We start from the raw sequence: 19,834 nt of genomic DNA on the forward strand, positions 1-19,834 counted from the left end.
CTTCGCCGTGTCAGGAGATTACCTCGCTCCCGCTCGGTGATCTCCCGGGCTTCCGCCTTCAGCGTGTCAGGAGATTACCTCGCTTTGCTCGGTGATCTCCCGGGCTTCCGGCTTCGCCGTGTCAGGAGATTACCTCGCTTTGCTCGGTGATCTCCCGGGCTTCCGGCTTCGCCGTGTCAGGAGATTACCTCGCTTTGCTCGGTGATCTCCCGGGCTCCAATCCTGCAAATCCAAACCCTGCCATGCCTTTGGCATGGCGGTTTTTTGTTTCCCTCCCGCTCGCTCAAGCAAGCTTGGACTCGCGGATTGGAAACAAAAAACCCCGCCGGGAAACCGGCGGGGTTTGGGAGTGATTGTGGAGCCGGGGAGATTCGAACTCCCGTCCAAACAAGCAATAACCATGCTTTCTACATGCTTAGTTTCCGATTGATTGTCGACGCGCAACTGACCGGAAACGGCCCATTACGCGCTTAGCTTCTTAAGGTTTATGCGGTTAGCGAAGCGATAACCACACTATGTTGACTTTTCTGGTGCCCCTAAATGGATCGCCGCCAACAAGGGCTATCCAGGGACATCTCGCTTCTCCGCCTTGCGGAGACGAGGCATGATCTTACTCTAATTCAGATTATGCGGCGAGAGCGTAATTATTATCGCCAATTAAAAGTGTGAAATATGAGATTTACGAGCTGTATCCCAGCGCTCGGCATGCTTACATCGCCATTGGTCTTGCTGTCAAAACCAGTCGGCCCCAGTTTTTCAATGAACATGAAAGGAAAGGCAAAGATACGCAATTCGCGCGTTTCCGGTATCTGATGCGATTCCACAACCCCGGGTTTGTTTACCCTTGGCAATCCACCTATTTTTGCGCAAATTCCATACCAAAGCACGAGCATGAAATTTGGATTGATCAGAGAGCGTAAAAACCCGCCGGACCGCCGCGTAGTGCTGTCTCCGGCCGCCTGTCAAAAAGTCCTCAACCGGTTTGACGGGATTGAAATTGTCGCCGAATCCTCCCCGATCCGGGTCTTTGAGGATGCCGAGTACCGGGCTGCAGACATTCCGGTGGCGGACGACGTTTCGGATTGCGACGTACTACTCGGGGTTAAGGAAGTGCCCATTGATGCGCTGATTCCGGAAAAGAAATATTTCTTCTTTTCCCACACCATCAAAAAGCAGCCCTATAACCGGGACTTGCTCCGGGCCATCCTCGAGAAGCGCATTGAGTTGTACGACCACGAAGTACTCACCAATACCAAGGGGGTCAGGCTGGTGGCTTTCGGCAGGTATGCGGGTATTGTAGGGGCATACAACGGCATTAGGGCCTATGGCTTGAAATACGGGGATTTTAAACTGCCCAAGGCCGAAACCCTTTCGGACCGGGAGGCGCTCATCGAGGCGCTGCGGGGTATCGAACTTCCCGCCATTAAAATCCTGCTTACCGGTCGCGGCCGGGTGGGCAGCGGGGCCCGCGAGATCCTGGACGGGATGGGCCTCAGGCAGGTTACTGTGGCGGACTACCTGGAAAAGGAGTTCCGGGAGCCTGTATATTGCCAGATCGATGCCTCGGAGTACAACAAGCGGAAAGACGGGGTGCGCGGGAACAAGGCTGATTTTTTTGCCAACCCGGAGGCCTACCGCTCCAATTTTTTCCGGTTTGCCCGGGTGACGGACCTGTTTATCGCCGGGCACTTCTACGGTCAGGGGGCTCCCTACCTGTTTACCAGGGAAGACGCCCGCCATCCGGAATTCCGTATTCGCGTAGTGGCCGATATCAGTTGTGATATCGACGGGCCGGTAGCTTCCACCATCCGGCCGTCGACCATTGCAGATCCGGTCTACGGGTATGACCCGGCCACTGAATCGGAAACCGATTTTAAAAACCCCCGGGCTATTGCCGTCATGGCGGTGGACAACCTGCCGGCGGAATTGCCGCGCGACGCCAGCGAGGGGTTTGGTGCAGCCTTTGTAAAGCAAGTAATCCCCGCATTTTTTGATGGAGACGCGGACGGGATTCTCGAGCGGGCGCGAATGACCAAAGACGGCACACTCACCGACAGGTATGCGTATTTACAGGATTACGTAGACAATATCCCGGCGCCCTGACCGACCGGCCGGGACCCGGTTGTACTACTGTTTTATTCCGCAGTAATATCCCAGTTCACAACAGGTTGTACCCCGGGAGCCGTGAAAGCGCCCAGGGCCTTCAATACGAGCTGGATCGTTTCGGATTTCTCGAGAGTCTTGATCTGCAGCGTGTAGTTGCCGCCGGCCGAGATGCGGAAAACAGGGGAACTGCTGTAAAAAGAGTAGGGCATGGCATTCTCGAACAACAGGTCCGTACTGCTTGTGTTTTTCAGTTCCACCTTCAGGATCTGGGTCTTCGGGATGTAGCTGGCCGATACAATTTCCACCGAAGCCCGCAACAGGGGAACCAGGTATTCTTCACGCCCCACCAGCAGGTCTTTGTAGACGGCCACGGTACGCCCGGCAAACAAGGCTTCCCGCAGGCTTTCGATGCTGCGTTCCCGGGCGAATACCAGGGTCACCGGGCGGTGGTGTCCCTTTTCCGTATAATCCCAGTCGATGAGTCCGTGGATATCGCTGGTCCCCATAATCGTCAAATTTTGTTCCAGGGCAATGGCCAGGGCCTCCTGGGAATAATCCGTGGTGTTGATTACCTCGATGCCGTGCAATTCCCCCGCCTCGATACGCGCTTTCTGGAAGTCGCTCAAAACCGGGTTGCCCTGCGGCTGCTGGGCATACCACGCCGGGTGGTTCCAAAAGACAAAGGCCCCCTGGCGTGCAGCTTCGGCAAAGGAATCCGCGGCCTCTTCCGTCAGTAATTTGTTGGCGTCTTCGATAAAGATCGCATTGCTGTGGCCCATCGGGGCCTGTCGGGTGATTTCCGAACCATGGATGATCAGCAGGTCGTGGTCGGCGGCCTCCTGCAGGGCCAGCTCATAAGACCGGTTCCGGTTGGGATGGGGGATATCCTCACCATGCGGTTGGTACTCCAGGTGCTCGGTGAGCGAGATGGCATCCATGCCCTCCCGGAGCGCCTCGGATACGCGGATATCGGGCCAGACGCTGCCGTCGGAAAATACCGTGTGCTGATGCAGGTCGGTGACCAGCGTTTTATATCCGGGGATATCCGGATATTCCATGGGTTGGGCGCCGGCGTGGGAGTGGTCCTGTGCCGTTGCGATAGCGCCAATAAGGAATAAGATGCAAATAAGGTTGTAGCGGTTCATGTCGGTTGATTTCAGTACGTAAAGATACACGCTGCCTCCGGACTATTGTTAACCGAATATTAGGATTTACCCTTATTTTAGGAGTTGATTTACATGAATGAACCCCGCTGAAAATTATATTTTGGAGGCCTGCGAGCCGTATCGCGGTATCATGGTCCAGCTGCAATTGCTGATCCATCGGGAAATACCTTCGGCCGAATTGCGGTTCAAATACCGACTGCCTTTTTATTATGTCGACAATCGCCCGTTTTGCTATATGAACCAATCCCGGGATTACGTGGACCTGGGCTTTGCCCGGGCGGCCCATCTGACGCGGCACCTGGATAAAATGGAATCAAAAGGCCGCAAACATATGCGGTCGTTGCGCTATCGCAGCGCGGAGGAGATCGATGCAGCAATCCTGTCCGATGTCCTGCGCGAAGCTTACTCGGTGCGTTTCCGCCCCCTTCGGAAGGAGGGCTAGGGACGCCACCACCCTGGAGGAACCTAATTTAGAAGGTGTTGACGGTTTTCCTGATGGCTGTCAGGCGGGTGAGCAGCCCTTCCAACTGGTCCAGGGGAAGCATGTTTGCCCCGTCGCTTTTGGCGTTGGCCGGATCGAAATGGGTCTCGATAAAGATGCCGTCCACCCCCGCTGCGATACCTGCACGGGCCATGGTGCCGATGAGCTCCGGGCGGCCGCCGGTTACCCCGGACGCCTGGTTGGGCTGCTGGAGGGAATGGGTGACGTCGAGGACCACCGGGGCGTATTGGCGCATGACGGGAATCCCGCGGAAATCCACGATGAGGTCCTGGTACCCGAACATCGTCCCCCGGTCCGTGATCATTACCTGCTCATTCCCGGATTCGGTAACCTTCCCCGCTGCGTGTTTCATACTCTCGGGGCTCATAAATTGCCCTTTCTTCAAATTGACCACCTTGCCCGTTTCTGCCGCTGCAACCACCAGGTCTGTTTGCCGCACCAGGAAGGCCGGGATTTGAAGGACATCCACGTATTCTGCTGCCAGCGCGGCATCGGAGACTTCATGGATGTCGGTAACCGTGGGTACGCCGAAGGTTTCGGACACCTTGCGCAGGATCTTCAGGGCTTTTTCGTCCCCGATCCCCGTAAAGGAATCCACCCGGCTGCGGTTCGCTTTCTTAAAGCTCCCTTTAAAGACATAGGGGATTTCGAGTTTATCCGTTATCCCGACAATGGTTTCCGCTATTCGGAGGGCCATGTCCTCGCCTTCAATGGCGCAGGGCCCCGACAAGAGGAAGAAGTTATTGCCTGCAATGTGTTTGATCTGCGGAATTTTGGAGAGGTCCATGCACAATTCGTTTTCGCAAAGATACTATTTATTCAAGGGGAGCGGTTTCAATCGCCAGAAGAATGGACCCCCACCCACCCGTTGTAAATTTCGCCAGGCAACCTGCAAAAAACCAGCATTTTAAGCCGGGTGACGAAATTTTATGCCATTTGGAAAACCGAGCGGAATTCGGTGTATCTTTGTCGCCTTAAAATTTGAGACCATGCGCGATATCCGCAACGTTGCCATCATAGCCCACGTCGACCACGGGAAAACCACCCTGGTAGACAAGATTTTGCACTTCTGCCAGCTCTTCCGGGAGAACGAGCAGACGGGCGATCTGATCCTGGACAACAACGACCTGGAGCGGGAACGGGGGATTACCATCGTTTCCAAAAATGTTTCCGTCACCTATAAGGACACCAAAATCAACATCATCGATACCCCGGGCCACGCCGACTTTGGTGGTGAGGTGGAACGCGTACTGAACATGGCCGACGGCGTGCTGTTGCTGGTGGATGCCTTTGAGGGCCCGATGCCGCAGACCCGGTTTGTGCTGCAAAAAGCCCTGGACATGGGCCTGAAACCCTGCGTGGTAATCAACAAGGTGGACAAGCCCAACTGTACCCCGGAAGAGGTGCACGAGAAGGTGTTTGACCTGATGTTTGAGTTGGGCGCGGAAGAATGGCAGCTCGATTTCCCGGTGGTTTACGGCTCGGCCAAGGAAAACTGGATGGGGGAGGACTTTAAGCAGCCCACCGATTCAATTGCGCCCCTGCTGGAGATGGTTTTGGACCACATCCCCACTTTTGAGCCGGAGAAGGGCACTACCCAGATGCTGATCACCTCCCTGGACTACTCCTCCTATACCGGGCGGATCGCCATCGGGAGGCTGCAACGCGGCCCGCTGCGGGAAGGCCAGGACATTACCCTGGTAAAACGGGATGGCCGGAAGGTGCGCTCCCGGATCAAGGAGCTCTATTCGTTCGAAGGCCTGGGCCGGGCGCGGGTAAAGGAACTCCAGACGGGGGATATCGGCGCGCTCGTAGGCCTGGAGGGCTTCGATATCGGCGATACGATTGCGGATGCCGAGGCACCCGAGGCCCTGGCCAGCATTGCCATCGACGAACCGACCATGAGCATGCTGTTTACCATCAATGACAGCCCGTTCTTTGGGAAGGATGGGAAATACGTCACCTCCCGCCATATCAAAGAGCGCCTGGAGCGGGAACTCGAGAAAAACCTCGCCCTGCGGGTGGAAGAAACCGACAGCGCCGATAAATTCCTGGTCTATGGGCGCGGGGTGCTGCACCTCTCCGTCCTGATCGAAACCATGAGGCGGGAAGGCTATGAGCTCCAGATTGGCCAGCCCCAGGTGATTATCAAGGAAATCGACGGCCAGAAGTGCGAACCGGTGGAATCGCTGACCATCGACCTGCCGGAGGAAGTATCCGGCAAGGCCGTGGAGATGGTTGCCTTGCGCAAGGGGGAAATGACCCGGATGGAATCCCGCGGCGACCGCATGGTATGCGAATTCCTCATCCCGTCCCGGGGCATCATCGGCCTGCGGAACCAATTGCTCACAGCGACGGCCGGGGAAGCCATCATGGCGCACCGCTTCCTGGAATACCAGCCGATGAAAGGGGAGGTGCCCCAGCGGCAGAACGGTTCCATGGTTTCCATGGAAACCGGGAAAGCGATTCCCTATTCCATTGACAAGTTGCAGGAACGGGGCCGTTTTTTCATCGACCCGGGGGAGGATATCTACGAAGGCCAGGTCATTGGCGAGAATTCCCGGGGGGACGATATGGTGGTTAACGTCACCAAGACGAAAAAGCTAACCAACGTGCGGGCATCGGGTTCCGACGACCGGGCCCGGATTGTTCCTGCCGTAAAATTCTCCCTCGAAGAGGCGCTGGAGTATATCCAGAAAGACGAATATGTAGAGGTAACCCCGAAAAACCTGCGGCTTCGGAAAATCCTCCTAAAGGAAACCGACCGCAAGCGGTCTAAGGACTAGCCTTCGTTGAGTTCCGGGTGGCAGACCAGGCAGGCGGTAGCTGCGCCGATAATGCCCGCGTGGTTCTGTAGCCCTGCCGGTATTACGGGCGTATCCACCGTAATATATTTCTTATACTGGTCGAAGTCCTTGGAGGTTCCCCCGCCGAGGACAATCGTGTCCGGGGCCACGATGAGTTCCACGTATTTCAGGAATTTATTGAATCGTTTGCCCCATTTTTTATAGCTGAGGCCCTCCCGTTCCTTGGCGGAAGCCGCTGCCCAGGATTCGATTTTGTCGTATTTCTTATAGGGGATCTGCCCGAGCTCAAAGTTCGGGATCAGCCGTCCGTCAAGGAAGGCCCCGCTGCCCAGGCCGGTCCCGATGGTAATCATCACCACAAAACCCTGCATATCCTTGCCGATCCCGTAGTTCATCATGGCGTATCCGGCAGCATCCGCGTCGTTGATAACGGTGAAATCCAGGCCGGTGGCTTTTTCGAACAGGGCTTCCACGTCCATGCCCTTCCAGGATTTGTGCAGGTTGCCCTTGGACTTGCAGATCCCTTTCTTGATTACCGAGGGGAAGCCGCAGCCCACAGGGCCCTTGTAGTCGAAGTGTTTCACGATTTCCGCGATCACCTCGGCCATCTCGTCGGGTTTCCTGGATTTGGGCGTGGGGATGCGGAATCGCTCCGTAAGCATTTCACCGGTTTCCATGTGGACCATGGCGCCCTTGATTCCCGAGCCGCCCACATCTATTCCGAGTACTTCCATGAAAATTGGATTGGTTTGGTCGCAAAGTAACAAAAAAAGATCGGCATGCCGGTTTGAGCAGATTCTTCGGGTTCCATGAACTCCCGAGAGAACCCCGGCTTTAGCCTGCTTTTTTCCAGAGGGGGCTGCTTATGAGGAATAACAGTGCCAGGGCCCCGGTGAGGATCCCGATTCCCAAAAAGACGGTTTCCAGGCTATACAGGCCAATAAACGGCAACAGGACCAGGGGCGAAATAAATTGCCCGAGGAACCAAAACGTGGTGAGCCGCCCAATCTGCTTGCCGCGCACAGCCGGGGGGGCCAGTTGCATGACCAGGATATTTGCATTCGGGATGAGCAGGCCCATGCCCAGGCCGGCGAGCAACATCCCGACCACAACGAGCGCATAGGTGCCGGAGAAGGCCACCACCAGGAAGGCGACGGCCATCAGGCCGAACCCGGCAAAAAATATCCGGGCAAACGACAGGCGCCCCTTGATCCTGGCGTAGAAAAAAGAGGCAACCGCCGAAAACAGCGTGCTGCTGGCAATGGCCAGCCCGATCAGGGCATTTTGTTCCACCCCAAGGCTTTTCAGGTAAAAGGGTATTTGCACGGGGACGATAAAAAACAGGATCCACATGAGCATCACCGTGCCGAATACCAGCCAAATCTCGCGGGGGGCGCGGGCCACCGGGGTTTTCTGAATGGTTTCCGCCAGCTTTTCAGGTTCCCGGATGAAGCGCAGCGCAATGGGAAGGATCAGGAGGGAAAACAGGTACAGCAAAAAGGGTACGTCCCAGCGAATGTCCGCCAGGAACCCGCCCAGGCTGATAAACAGGATGCCCGCCAGGGACATCACGGCAATCTGGGTACCCGCAAACCGCTGGCGGGCGGCCCCCTGGTAGTAATCCGCGATCAGGGTGGTGACAATTGTCATGGTAATCCCCACGCAAACCCCCAGCAACGCCCTGCCTGCGAGGATAGCATAGAGGTCTTCCAGCCAGTAGCCCGAACTGCCTGCCAGGGCATAGGCTACCAGGGCAACGCCCAGGAGCGGCTTCCGCCCTTTACGGTCGATGTAGCCCCCTGCAAGAAGCGAGGTAAGGGCGATAAACAGGGCCGGGAGGGACAAGGAGAGTTTCACCAGTGCCTGGCCGTTGGGGTATCCGCTGAAGTCCCGGCTCATGTCGGGCAGGCTGGCGGAAATCGTGATCATGGAGGCAATTGTGAGACTGCTGACCAGCAACAGGCTCAGTTTCACCTCCCAGCGGTTTTCGTACATAGCGTTTCGGAGTCCTCCCGGGTTTATGCCATCTGGCCTTTCATGAGCTTCGGGAGCATCTCCTTGAAGTTTTCCTTTTTATTCAGGTGGGGCAAGGGTTCTGCTGGTTCCGGGACGCCCAGGAATGCACACAACGGTTTCCAGCCATCGCGTACATCGTACACCAGGAGTTTGTCTTCCGGTACATACCTTTTTACTTCGGCCAGGTGTTCCTTCCATTTGGCTTCCGCATATGCCTTGTCCTCAAAGCGGCCTTCGAATTCCCGGGCAAAAAATTTATCCTTGAACAGCTTGATGCATCGGACCACCTTGCGCGCCCGGCTGCTGGCGATGAGCTTGCCCATCATCTTGATTTTTTCGCCCGGGGTCTGCGGCCCGGCCTTCATAACCGTGCTGGAGATGCTCTTATACCAGGATTCGAAGTCCCTAACGGTAAGGATCACCCGGGCTTCCGGGTAACGCTCCATGTGTTCCTTGTACCAGGGGTAGCAGGGGAAATCCACGGTAGCGTCGTAATTCGCATACAGGCCGTCCCAATCGGTGGTGCCGGTCTGGTCCAGGGTTTTCCAGTAATGGAGCATGTCCGGGTTTACCAGTAATTCCTTCATGTGGTATACGCGCTGGAACCCGAGGGTCTCCAGGGATCGTTTCAGGGTTGTGGTACCGGTCCTCGGGAAGCCGGCACCGATGATTTTAATCGACATATCGGTGGCGTTTGTTGGTTGTTATTGGAATGGGTTGTTGTTGAAATGGGTTGTTGTTGGAATGCCTTGCTGGTTGAGTTGATTGGATTGGTTGTATCATTACTGGCCTTCCGGTTCGGCAGGCGGGGGAGGCATCTTGTAAACCTCCGGCTGCGGCTGCAGGGGCTCCAGCGTTTTACCTGCAAAGGCAGGGTTGTCCGCCGGGATCAGGGTGCTCCTGAAAACGCCGAATATAAACGGGCCTTTGGGTTGCGGCTCCGTTCCGTCGGGCAGCTTGTACGTGCCCAAATACGGGTTCCAGTATTCCCAGACAATCTGGTTGTCCGGCGACACCTCGAAAAACCGGCCTTTCATCCCTTCCGTAATAAAGGTATTCCCATTGGGAAGCCGGTGGGCCCCGGAGATAAAGGCGGAATAGAACGAATACAAATCGGGTGCCCGGTAGGTCCATGCGGGTTCCTCAGGGCCAAACGTCCCCCCGGCATCCAGGACATAGGCGCCATCGGCGTCGGTTGGCGGCTCGAGCTCCAGCACCTCGCTGAAATTGCCCACATCCCCGACGGCCATGGCGAATTCCGGGGGTTTGGCATTCTGAAAACCGGCCCATACCGTCGGCAGTTTGGCCTTGCCGTCATGGGGGTCGTTGTTGTATACCATCAGGCGCCCGGCTCCCGGCTGTCCCTCCGGGATCCACCGGATGTCGTGCTGTCCGAACAGGACCCGGTCGTCCGGAGTACCCAGGCCGTAATTTTGCGGGTTCCCCCACCGGTAGAGCAAGTCACCCCCATGGCCATGGTTACCACCGCTGCTGCCTCGGGCTTCCTCGGTAGTCGTGCTGTGGTCGATGATAAAGATTTCATTCATTCCGGGGGAACTCAGGGCAATCTGGTCCATCCCGGGGTGGTAGTCGATGGCATTGGTATGGGTGATATCCGACCCGCGGTTGTCTACCGTGGCATTCGAGGTGGCCATCCCGTTTTTAATCATTTGTTTTACCTGTTCCTCGGTCGGGGGCGGGCCATCCCCCTCTTCCGTGCTGTGGAAATTTATGTCGATTTTCCGGGGATGCTCCGAAGGGTCCCCGTAATTCGCTTTGGACGGGTCGAAGTCCTGGACCAGGTGGTCTTTCATGTGCCATTCCCAGACGATTTCCCCCCCTTTCGGATAGGTCGGCCGGATTTCCACTACCTGGTCGAGCCAGAGCCCGGCCCTGGGCAAGCGCTCCGGGTCCCGGCCCATGGCGATGGCTTCCTCTACCGGCATCACCTCGTAGGCAATGGCCAGGATATTCCCGTTGGTCATCGGTTCGATGTCGTGGTGAATCAGTTCGGTTTCGGTGGCCAGCTCATAATCCCAGAGCATGTTGCCGTCCCAGTCGTATTCGCGGACACGGCCGGCCTGCCCGCCGGCTGCAAAAGTGGGGAAATCCTCGTCCCGCTCCAGCCGCAGCAGATGGCCGTTGGGGAGCAGGTAGGAATTCATCGAATTCAGTTCGCTGTCCCAGCGGTGTACCACCCGGCCCGCCTTGTCGATCAGGAAAGTGGTCGTATCCGAGGATGGCTCAAAAAGCACATAGCCCTCCGTGTCCCGGTCCGTGTTGACAATGAGCCCGCGCTGTGCCGTCAGGCCCGTCATGTTGCGCATGTCATCGGGTTTCCATTCCCGTACCGCGAGGTTGCCGGCATCCGGGTTTTCTTTTGTTTGAGTGTCCTGTTTACAGGAAATCCCGAGCAGCAGCAGGGCCCCCAGGATATAGGAAAGGTAATTTTTCATCAGGCGGGTTGTTTGAAGTTGGTCGTCCGGCACTACGGTTGGGGGAAGAGGCCTTTGCCGAATCTCTGAAAGATAGAAAAAAAACCTTTTGATTCGCTGAAAACCAGGTAAATAATCAGCCGGCCTTCTGAATGACCTCAAATACCTTGTTGCCGTCGCACTTCAGGGTTTTTGAAGGGTATTTCAGGATGAGTGCATAGTCGTGTGTGGCCATGAGGATGGTGCGGCCGGTTTTGTTAATCTCCTGGAGGACCTTCATGACTTCCACGCTGGTCTGCGGGTCCAGGTTTCCGGTGGGCTCGTCGGCCAGGATCAGCTCCGGGTCGTTCAGGAGCGCCCGGGCAATGGCGATGCGCTGTTGCTCGCCCCCGGACAGTTCGTGGGGGAATTTGAAGCCCTTGGTCTTCATGCCCACCTTTTCCAGGACGGCATCGATACGCGCATCCATTTGGGCCCGGTCTTTCCAGCCGGTGGCCTTGAGGACAAAATCCAGGTTGTTGTGCACATTGCGGTCCGGGAGGAGTTTGAAGTCCTGGAAGACGATGCCGAGTTTCCGCCTCAGGGCGGGGATATCCTTTTCCTTCAGGGTCTTCAGGTTGAAGCCCACGATTTGCCCCTGGCCCTCCCGCAGGGGCAGGTCGGCGTAGAGGGTTTTCATAAAACTGCTCTTCCCGCTCCCGGTTTTCCCGATGAGGTAGACAAACTCCCCGGGCCGGACCTCCAGGCTGATGTCGTTCAGGACCAGGTTCTCCTGTTGGTAAACCGCTACGTCATTCAGGGATAATACGCTTTCAGCCATGGGGATTATTGTTGATATAAAAGTAATAAGTTCCGGGCACACCCGGGCCAGGCGGAAGGGATTTTCACTTAATTCGAATCCGGCCCGCATACTGAGGGGACGTATTTAACGTTATTAAGGGAAATTCGGTTATTCTAACGCCAAGAGAACATTATGCGAAAGGAAATTGCCGTGCTGCTCGCCTGTGCCCTGACCGGGGCATGGTGCATGGGGCAGGAATCCGCGGTGTACACGCACGAGAACAAAACCTACCAGGATGCCCTGACGCTTTACAACAACAAGCAATACCAGGCAGCCCAGACACTTTTCCAGGAGGTAAAGGACCAGACGGCAGATCCGGAGACGGAAGCCAATAGCGCCTATTACATTGCAAATGCCGCAGTGCGGCTCAACCAGCTCGGTGCCGACCGGCTCATGGAGGACTTTGTGGAGCGCTATCCAACTTCCGTCCGGCGCAACTCCGCCTTCATGGATGTAGCCGATTACTATTTTGAGAACGGCCGGTATCCCTATGCGATGAAGTGGTACGGGAAAGTAGACCAGAGTTCCCTCTCCCGGAGGGAGAAGGAACGCTTCGACTTCCATATGGGATATTCCCTGTTCTCCTCCCGGAAACCCGAAGAGGCAGAACGCTATCTGCAGCGCGTGAGCAATTCGCAGGAGTACGGTTCCCAGGCCAAGTACTACCTGGGGTATATCGCCTACCAGCAGGACGACTACGAGGCAGCCAACGAGCGGTTCGACCAGATTACGGACCAGGAAGTCCTGGAAGAAAAGCTTTCGTATTACCAGGCCGACATGAATTTTAAGCTCGGGAATTTTGAACAGGCCATTGAGCAGGCCGTAAGCCAGTTGCCCAAATCGGACCGGCGGGAAGTATCCGAACTCAACAAGATCATCGGGGAGAGCTACTTTAACCTGGGCCGCTATGCCGAGGCGATCCCCTACCTGGAGAAATATCAGGGAAAGCGGGGCCGCTGGAACAATACGGATTACTACCTGCTCGGTTATGCGCACTACAAGCAGGGCGATTACGAAAACGCCATCCGGCAATTCAACAAGATTGTCGGGGGGGATGACTCCGTGGCCCAGAACGCGTATTACCACCTGGGGGAATGCTACCTGGAACTCGACAAGAAGCAGGAGGCGCTCAACGCCTTCCGGAATGCCTCCCAAATGGAGTTCAGTCCGGAAATCCGGCAGGATGCTTTCCTGAACTACGCCCGCCTGAGCTACGAAGTCGGCAACCCCTACCAGCCGGTGCCCCGGGTGCTGCAGGAGTATATGGAAGCCTATCCGGACGGGGAGGACCACGAGGAGGTCCGCGAACTTCTGGTGGATTCCTACATCACTTCCAAAAATTTCAGCGGCGCCATGGAACTTCTGGAGAAGAATCCGGGGTATGCCAGTGAGGCCACCTATCAGAAAGTGGCATTTTTCTACGGGGTGGAACAATTCCTGGCCGAGGCGTATCCGGGAGCCCTTGAAAGCTTTGAAAAGGCGATACAGGCGGGAGCGGACCCGAGGTACACAGCCCGTTCCCGGTATTGGAAGGCGGAGTCGGCCTTTGCGGTGGGGAATTTTGAACAGGCACTGACCCAGTATGCTCAGTTCCGCGCCAGTTCGTCGGCAGCCTCCCTGGAGGAATACGCCGACCTGGATTACCAGATGGGGTACACCTATTTCAAATTACGGGATTACGGGAATGCCGCCACGCACTTCCAGCGCTTTGCCCGTTCGGCTCCGGACGGGGCGCGGAAAACGGATGCGTGGATGCGCCTGGGCGACAGCTACTTTGTGAGCAGCAGGTACCGTCCGGCAATCGAGGCCTATGACCAGGCACTCGCCACCGGCAGCCCGGAGCGGGATTACGCCGCCTACCAGAAAGCCATCAGTTACGGTTTCCTGGGCCAGGAACAGACCAAGCGCGACGCCCTGGATACTTTTATCGGGCGGTTTCCGAATTCGAGCCTGAAAGACGATGCACTTTTTGAACTCGGCAATTCCTATGTGCAATCGGCAGCCGACAACCAGGCCATTGCTTCCTATGACCGCCTGATTCGGGAAAGCCCGGGCAGCAGCCTGGTACCCGCCGCGAAAATGCGGAAAGGCCTGGTCTATTACAACGGGGGGCAGAACCAACAGGCACTGACCGTATTCAAGGAGGTGGCCGACCAGTACCCGAACTCCCAGGAAGCCATGCAGGCGGTGGCAACCGCCAAACTCATCTACGTGGACATGGGCCAGGTAGACCAGTATGCAGCCTGGGTGCGCGGCCTCGATTTTGTGGAGGTTACCGACAGCGAACTCGAGGCGGCCAGTTTTGAGGCGGCGGAGAAACAACTCGTGGAAGGAAACGACGCGGCGGCTGCCCGCGCCCTTGAAAAATACCTGGAACAATTCCCGAACGGGGCCAACCGGGTGGCTGCCCATTTTAACCTCGGGCAGATTGCCTATGCAGACGGGCAGGCAGACAAGGCCCTGGCGCATTTTGAGGTAGTGGCGGATGCCGGGCGGGGCGAACGGGCCGAACAGGCGCTGACCCGGGTATGCGAGATTTTGGTTTCCCGCGGGGACTACGCCGCGGCCATGCCCTACCTGGAGCGGCTGGAGGCCACGGCGGATATCCCCCAGAACCGGACCTTTGCCCAATCCAACCTGATGAAGGGCTATTTTGAAAAACAGGCCTACGACCGGACCCTGGCCTATGCCGAAAAAGTGCTGGCCAGCCCGTCCCTGGACGACCGGATCCGAAGTGATGCCCGCCTGATGATTGCCCGGTCTGCCTGGGCAACCGGGAATACGGAAAAAGCCCGGCAGGCGTATGCCGAAGTCCTCTCCATTGCCACGGGCCGGGCTGCCGCCGAGGCGCTCTATTACCAGGCGCATTTTAAGCGGGAAGACGGCGATTTCGAGGCCTCGAACCAATCCGTACAGCGGCTGGCCAGGGATTTTGCCGCCTACAAGGAATGGGGCGGCAGGGGCCTGATCCTGATGGCAAAAAACTTTGAACAACTCGAGGACGCCTTCCAGTCTACCTATATCCTGGAAAATGTCATCTCCAATTTCGGGGCCTATCCGGACATTGTGGAAGAAGCCCGGGCTGAACTCGCCCAGATCAAGGCGCGGGAAGCCCGGCGCAACGCCTCGATAAACCCCGATGGAAACCGTTAAGGAATGAACACGATTATGAAACTGATCCGATATACGGGGCTGATTGCGGCCCTACTCACAACTGCCGCCGGTTGGGGGCAGGATGAAACCGACGACCTTGGCACCGAAACCGTCACCGTGGTGCGCTCCTACACGCCAACCGTTTCGGACGCACGCAAGATCCAATCGCTGCCCAGCCTGCAGGACTCCATTGCTTTGCAGAAAAAACCGGTGCAATACGAGATCCATTCGGTTCCGGTGGCTTCCACGTTTACCCCGGCCAAGGGGCAGGCGGCTGCGGTGGAACGGGCCAGGCCCGAGAAACTTTTTAACAGTTACGCGGCCCTGGGCCTCGGCAATTACAACAACGCCCTGGCAGATTTTTATATCAGCCGGGATTTTGACCGGGGGAACAAACGGATCGATGTGGGGCTGAACCACCTGTCCTCCCGGGGGGACATCGACGGTACGCCCCTGGACACGGATTTCTATAATTCCGGCCTGGATGTCACCTACTCCCAGCGCGACAGGGACTGGGAATGGAATGCCTCCGCCGGGATGGAACACCGCCGGTACAATTGGTACGGGGTAGATACCGGGCTGCTGGAAGAGGGGGAGACCTCGGTAGCGGGCATAGACGAAACCCAGGATTATTTCCGCGGGAGCCTGCAGGGGCAGGTACATATGGAGGACACCTATTTTACCGATGCCGAGTTGCAGGTCAGTCGTTTCTGGGACGCCGTGGAATCCGCCGAGAACCGGTTGCGATTCACCGCAGCATTCGAATTTCCGGTCACCGAGGAGTCCCTCGGGTTGGGCCTGGAAATCGATTACCTTGGCGGGCATTTCGAAAACGCCCCGCAAAGCCAGTATATCAACGATACCGAAATTGACTACCAGTACCTGATTGCGGGGGTGCGCCCCGGCCTGTTGATGCTGCGCGACGACCTGAAACTGTTCCTGGGTGCCCGTATCACCGCCGGGCTGGACCTGGAAAACAGTGAAAACAATTTTTATATCTACCCGTCCGTGGAGGCTTCCTACAACCTCCTGGAGGAGAATGTGATTGCCTACGGGGGCGTGGATGGCGGCCTCGACCAGAATTCCTACTACGAGTTCAGCCGGGTAAACCCGTTTGTTTCCCCGACGCTCGCCGTCATGCCGACAGACCGGCAGTACGAGGCCTACCTGGGGCTTAAGGGGCAACTCACCCCGTCAGTGAGCTACAACCTCAAGGGGTCGTATGCCGCCGAAAATTTCAAGCCCCTGTTTATCCTCAACCCGATCAACGAGACGCGCAACGACGAAAAAGGCTATATCTACGGGAACTCCTTCCGGGTCTTCTACGACGATATCCGGACCCTGGGCGTATTCGGGGAACTGCAGTTCAGCGTGAACCGGAATTTCAGCCTGGGCCTGAATGCCTCGGTGTACGAATACGATACGGAAACCGACAACCCGGCATGGAACCTGCCGAACCTGGAAGGCAACCTGACCCTCGACTACCAGCACGATTCGGGCTGGTACCTGGGGGCCAACCTGTTCTATGTGGGCGAGCGGGAGGATTTCGTATCCCGGGCGCAGCCGGCAACACCCCCGGACCAGTTCCCGGCCCAGCAGCTGACCCTGGATGGTTATTTTGACGCGAATGCGCGGGTAGGTTACCACATCAACCCGCAACTCTCCATCTTTGCCCGGGGAAGCAACCTGGCCGGCAACCAGTACCAGCGGTGGGCGAACTTCCGGGTGCAGGGGCTGCAGGTCCTGGCAGGGGTCAGCTATAAATTCGATTTGTAGGCGCGATCGGCAAACCCGGCTGTTTCCTGATATTTCCTATCTTGATTCTCAGAATGACGGGATATGCGTGGAATTGGCCACTACCTTGGGGCTGCCTGCCTTTTATTTACCCTGGTTGCCGTACCTGCCGGGGCCCAGAACCTGGTGCCCAACCCGGGCTTTGAGGGGTACAGCCGCTGCCCGAGGTTCCTCGGGAATTTTGAAGCCGATATCCTTGGCTGGGATTGCCCCACCCAGGGGTCTACGGATTATTTCCACCGGTGCAGCGAGGATATGGGGACCCCGGAAAACTTCAATGGCGAGCAACGAGCCGCGGAAGGGGAGGGATACGCCGGCTTTTATGCCTATGCCCCGGGGGATTACCGGGAGTACGTACAGACGCAACTCGCGGAACCCCTGGAGGAAGGCCGGCAGTACAGGTTGCGGTTTTCCCTGAGCCTGGCGGAGCGATCGGATTTTGCCCTCAATACGCTGCATGTACTGTTTACGGCAAAACCGATGCGAGTGGGAACCAAGAAGAACCTGGCGCGCCGGTACTGGTTGGGCCACCCGGAACTCAAGCCCCACCAGCTGGATATTGCAGCCAGCGCCTCATTTGCCGATACGGAAAACTGGATGCATTTGGACACGGTTTTTACTGCGCGGGGCACGGAGGCCAACCTGATTATCGGGAACCTGTTGCCGAACGCCCGGACCCGAACCTTCCGGACGAACCGCCGGTCCAATAAGGGGGCCTACTACTACCTGGACGGCATCATTCTGGAGCCCTACCCGGGAAATGCCGCTGCCGCCCGGGAATCCCAGGTTGGGGAGATCCCCAAGGACAGTTTGCTCGTACTTCCATCCCTCTTATTTGAATTCGACGCACACCAACTGACAGATGCCGGCAGGGAAGCCCTCCACCGGGTCTATGCGGAGCTCGAGAGGGACAGTACATTTTCCCTGGAACTCAGGGGGCATACGGACTCCCGGGGGGCAGCGGCCTACAACCTGCAACTCTCTGAGCGGCGTTGCCAGGCTGTGGCCCGGTACCTGGAAAGCCTTGGGCTGGATTCCGTCCGAATCCGCTGGATCGGCTTTGGGGCCACCCGCCCCGTGGCGGGCAATTCCTCGGAAAGCGGACGGCGCAGGAACCGCCGCGTGGAATTCCTGATCCGTTCGGAGGACCCGGTTCAGGCACGACAGAATTAAGTATATTTGGGACGCGCCGCCCGCGCCTGCCGAAGAGATGCTGTCAGTGACCGATGCATTCCTTGAACTGAAAGATTCCCATTACCCGATGATTGCAAAACCCCGTTTCCATATGTCCCGCATTTCCCTGCTGGTTCAATCCCTGCCGGTTCAATCCCTGATTGTCCAATTCCTTCGCAACCAAACCCCGGGAACCGGGATGCTTCTTGCGCTGATTTTGCTGTTGGGGAGTTGCCAGCCCCGCCAGCAGGAAGCAGACCTGATCGTATTCAATGCAAATGCCTATACCGTGGATGGGGAGTTTTCAAAGGCGGAGGCATTCGCCATCAGGAACGGTCGGTTTGTGGGGGTCGGCAGTACGGACTCCATCCGGGGCGCATTTGTAGCCCCCTGGATGCTCAATGCGGGCGGAAAAACGATTGTACCGGGCCTTATCGATGCCCATTGCCATTTCCTGAACCTGGGCTTGAACCAGGAAAACGTCGATTTGGTGGGGACGACGAGTTTTGAGCAGATCCTGGACAGCCTGCAGGCGGCCTACCAGGCCCATCAACCTGAATACCTGATGGGCCGTGGATGGGACCAGAACGACTGGGAGGTTAAGGAATTCCCGGACAAAACGGCCCTGGACTCCCTTTTCCCGGACATCCCCGTTGCCCTGGTACGCATTGACGGACATGCCCTGCTGGTCAACCAGCAAGCCCTGGATTTGGCCGGCATTACAGGAAATACGCAGGTACCGGGGGGTGAAGTAATCCTAAAGGACGGGGAGCCTACCGGGGTACTGGTGGACAGCCCGATGCAGCTGGTGTACGAGCAATGGCCGGCACCGGGCCGGGATGCCCTGATTCGCGCCCTGGAAGAGGCCCAGGAGATTTGTTTTAGCAACGGCCTGACCACGGTAAACGACGCAGGCCTCAGCCGATATGCCATTGAATTGATCGACAGCCTGCAGCGGAAAGGTGCCCTGGACATCCGCGTGTATGCGATGATCAGCAACACCCCGGAAAACCTGGATTACTACCTGGAGCGTGGTGTGTATAAAACCCCGAAACTCAATGTTCGCTCGGTAAAGGTGTACGGGGACGGGGCCCTGGGTTCCCGGGGCGCGGCCATGAAGGCGCCGTATTCGGACCAGCCCGGGCATTTCGGCGCCATGATCACCCCGGCGGGGGAACTCGGTTCGCTGGCAGAGCGGATTGCCGCCGCAGGTTTTCAGATGAATACGCACGCTATCGGGGATTCTGCCAATATCGCTGTATTGAGAGCCTATCGGAATGCGCTGGACACCGTGGCGGATCCGCGCTGGAAAGTGGAACACGCGCAGATCGTCGATACGGCCGATATCGCCCTCTTTAGTGAAAAAATCCTCCCGTCCGTGCAACCGACACATGCCACAAGCGACATGTACTGGGCCGAAGACCGGGTGGGCCCCGAGCGCATGAAAGGCGCTTATGCCTTTCGGCAATTGCTGGAGGCATCCGGCCGGGTGGCCCTTGGAACGGATTTCCCGGTGGAACGGGTGAACCCGATGCTGACCTTTTACGCCGCCGTTACGCGGAAGGATTCCGACGGGTATCCGCAGGGCGGTTTCCAAATGGCGGATGCGCTCACCCGGGAGCAAGCCCTGAAAGGGATGACGCGCTGGGCGGCCTATTCGAATTTTGAGGAAGATGAGAAAGGCAGTATCGAAGTCGGGAAACGCGCAGACTTTGTAATCCTCAACGGCGATCTGATGGAGGTGCCTCCGGAGGAACTGAAGGACATCGAAGTGATCAACACCTTTGTCGACGGCCGAAAAGTGTATTGACCCGGTTGCCGCATGCGGCCATAAGAAATAA

14 protein-coding genes and 1 other RNA gene are annotated in these 19,834 nt (G+C 57.2%); 7 read left to right on the forward strand and 8 right to left on the reverse strand.

Annotated elements, in window-relative coordinates; translation table 11 throughout:
* Positions 1–353: 353 nt before the first annotated feature.
* Positions 354–750, reverse strand: a transfer-messenger RNA (tmRNA) gene (gene ssrA / locus AC3DKS_RS12670).
* A 141-nt stretch (positions 751–891) separates the two neighbouring features.
* Between ssrA and AC3DKS_RS12675 the strand changes: the two genes are divergently transcribed.
* Positions 892–2,103 (forward strand): NAD(P)-dependent oxidoreductase, encoded by a 1,212-nt coding sequence (locus tag AC3DKS_RS12675; RefSeq protein WP_272607888.1) that lies wholly within the window; start codon positions 892–894, stop codon positions 2,101–2,103.
* A 32-nt stretch (positions 2,104–2,135) separates the two neighbouring features.
* Here AC3DKS_RS12675 and AC3DKS_RS12680 read toward each other — a convergent pair whose 3' ends face one another.
* Positions 2,136–3,251: an Sb-PDE family phosphodiesterase gene (locus AC3DKS_RS12680; RefSeq protein WP_272607889.1), complete on the reverse strand. Its 1,116-nt coding sequence runs from the start codon at positions 3,249–3,251 to the stop codon at positions 2,136–2,138.
* Between the two features lie 97 nt (positions 3,252–3,348).
* On the opposite strand from AC3DKS_RS12680, the gene AC3DKS_RS12685 reads away from it, so the two are divergent.
* Positions 3,349–3,714, forward strand: a complete 366-nt coding sequence (locus tag AC3DKS_RS12685; protein WP_272607890.1) for a DUF1801 domain-containing protein — start codon at positions 3,349–3,351, stop codon at positions 3,712–3,714.
* Between the two features lie 28 nt (positions 3,715–3,742).
* Here the strand turns inward: AC3DKS_RS12685 and kdsA are convergent, their stop codons facing one another.
* Positions 3,743–4,561 carry a 3-deoxy-8-phosphooctulonate synthase gene (gene kdsA / locus AC3DKS_RS12690; RefSeq protein ID WP_272607891.1) on the reverse strand — a complete coding sequence of 273 codons (819 nt, stop codon included), beginning with the start codon at positions 4,559–4,561 and terminating at the stop codon, positions 3,743–3,745.
* A 202-nt stretch (positions 4,562–4,763) separates the two neighbouring features.
* On the opposite strand from kdsA, the gene typA reads away from it, so the two are divergent.
* Positions 4,764–6,560 carry a translational GTPase TypA gene (typA, locus tag AC3DKS_RS12695; RefSeq protein ID WP_015754048.1) on the forward strand — a complete coding sequence of 599 codons (1,797 nt, stop codon included), beginning with the start codon at positions 4,764–4,766 and terminating at the stop codon, positions 6,558–6,560.
* On the opposite strand, the gene ppgK is transcribed toward typA, so the two are convergent.
* The 5 genes from ppgK to AC3DKS_RS12720 form a co-directional block, all read right to left on the reverse strand.
* Positions 6,557–7,315 (reverse strand): polyphosphate--glucose phosphotransferase, encoded by a 759-nt coding sequence (gene ppgK / locus AC3DKS_RS12700; RefSeq protein ID WP_272607892.1) that lies wholly within the window; start codon positions 7,313–7,315, stop codon positions 6,557–6,559. The genes typA and ppgK overlap by 4 nt on opposite strands.
* Before the next feature lie 100 nt (positions 7,316–7,415).
* A complete protein-coding gene (locus AC3DKS_RS12705; protein ID WP_272607893.1) occupies positions 7,416–8,576 on the reverse strand; it encodes an MFS transporter in 1,161 nt (386 codons plus the stop codon).
* 23 nt (positions 8,577–8,599) lie between these two features.
* Entirely contained in the window at positions 8,600–9,280 is a 681-nt protein-coding gene (locus AC3DKS_RS12710; RefSeq protein WP_015754051.1) for a sulfotransferase family protein, read from the reverse strand.
* Positions 9,281–9,379: 99 nt separating this feature from the next.
* Complete coding sequence (locus AC3DKS_RS12715) at positions 9,380–11,053, reverse strand: aryl-sulfate sulfotransferase (RefSeq protein WP_272607894.1); 1,674 nt, start codon at positions 11,051–11,053, stop codon at positions 9,380–9,382.
* A 115-nt stretch (positions 11,054–11,168) separates the two neighbouring features.
* Positions 11,169–11,852, reverse strand: a complete 684-nt coding sequence (locus AC3DKS_RS12720; protein ID WP_041327577.1) for a cell division ATP-binding protein FtsE — start codon at positions 11,850–11,852, stop codon at positions 11,169–11,171.
* Positions 11,853–12,005: 153 nt separating this feature from the next.
* On the opposite strand from AC3DKS_RS12720, the gene AC3DKS_RS12725 reads away from it, so the two are divergent.
* The 4 genes from AC3DKS_RS12725 to AC3DKS_RS12740 all read left to right on the forward strand — a co-directional run bounded on the left by AC3DKS_RS12725 (position 12,006) and on the right by AC3DKS_RS12740 (position 19,803).
* Positions 12,006–15,026, forward strand: coding sequence for a tetratricopeptide repeat protein (locus AC3DKS_RS12725; protein WP_272607895.1), 3,021 nt, complete (start codon positions 12,006–12,008; stop codon positions 15,024–15,026).
* A gap of 3 nt (positions 15,027–15,029) precedes the next feature.
* Positions 15,030–16,802, forward strand: coding sequence for a TonB-dependent receptor domain-containing protein (locus tag AC3DKS_RS12730; protein WP_272607896.1), 1,773 nt, complete (start codon positions 15,030–15,032; stop codon positions 16,800–16,802).
* Positions 16,803–16,865: 63 nt separating this feature from the next.
* Positions 16,866–17,993: an OmpA family protein gene (locus tag AC3DKS_RS12735; protein WP_272607897.1), complete on the forward strand. Its 1,128-nt coding sequence runs from the start codon at positions 16,866–16,868 to the stop codon at positions 17,991–17,993.
* Between the two features lie 199 nt (positions 17,994–18,192).
* Positions 18,193–19,803 (forward strand): amidohydrolase, encoded by a 1,611-nt coding sequence (locus AC3DKS_RS12740; protein ID WP_272608065.1) that lies wholly within the window; start codon positions 18,193–18,195, stop codon positions 19,801–19,803.
* The last annotated feature ends 31 nt before the right edge of the window (positions 19,804–19,834 follow it).

It is taken from the genome of Robiginitalea sp. (assembly GCF_982776155.1).